At 41.5% G+C, this 648-nt stretch carries 2 rRNA genes; both read right to left on the bottom strand.

Annotated elements, in window-relative coordinates:
• A 23S ribosomal RNA gene (locus tag GTQ48_RS17475) occupies positions 1-100 on the bottom strand; the annotation flags it as partial.
• A 471-nt stretch (positions 101-571) separates the two neighbouring features.
• Positions 572-648 (bottom strand): 16S ribosomal RNA (locus GTQ48_RS17470); the annotation flags it as partial.

The raw sequence follows: 648 nt of genomic DNA, 5'->3' as shown, positions 1-648 counted from the left end.
AATGCATTTTGTCGGCTCACCACAGCTTTTCGCAGACTTACACGTCCTTCATCGCCTCTAACTGCCAAGGCATCCACCGTATACGCTTCGTCACTTAACCATACAACCCTAAAAAGCCTTGAGTATCGGCTTCATGTCCGCCTTTTGACGTCGGACACGGGTAATGTTGTATGTATGACAAGCTAATCGGAAGAATTGCCTTGCTATCTTCTTTGTTAACCGAACAAGTCGATTAACCCGCCTTACGGCGTTTCGATAACAAGCAATTCAAGTCAAGTAGAGTAAAAAGTGCGTCTTTCGACTTCTCAATTACTCTTTTGATTGATTACTATTAATATCAGCTTTCCAAATTGTTAAAGAACATTAGTGCATTATAAAAAAACACTAATCAATAATAAGGTTATTGATTAGCATTCTATCTAAAAACAACTACCACTTTAGCGAGCAGAATGGCTGTCAGGAAGGTTACTTCCGTTTAAGCAGCTATTCGCGACACTTGCGAGGTGAGTCTTTATAAATAAACAAAACAATCTGTGTAGGCACTGCATCAAGGGCGTCATCGACGTAATAGTAAGGAGGTGATCCAACCCCAGGTTCCCCTAGGGTTACCTTGTTACGACTTCACCCCAGTCATGAAACACAAAGTGG

Origin of the sequence: Alteromonas genovensis (assembly GCF_010500895.1) — a bacterium.
Classification (GTDB): domain Bacteria; phylum Pseudomonadota; class Gammaproteobacteria; order Enterobacterales; family Alteromonadaceae; genus Alteromonas; species Alteromonas genovensis.
Note: the sequence above shows the minus strand (reverse complement) of the source record. Positions and strands in the feature narration are given on the sequence as shown.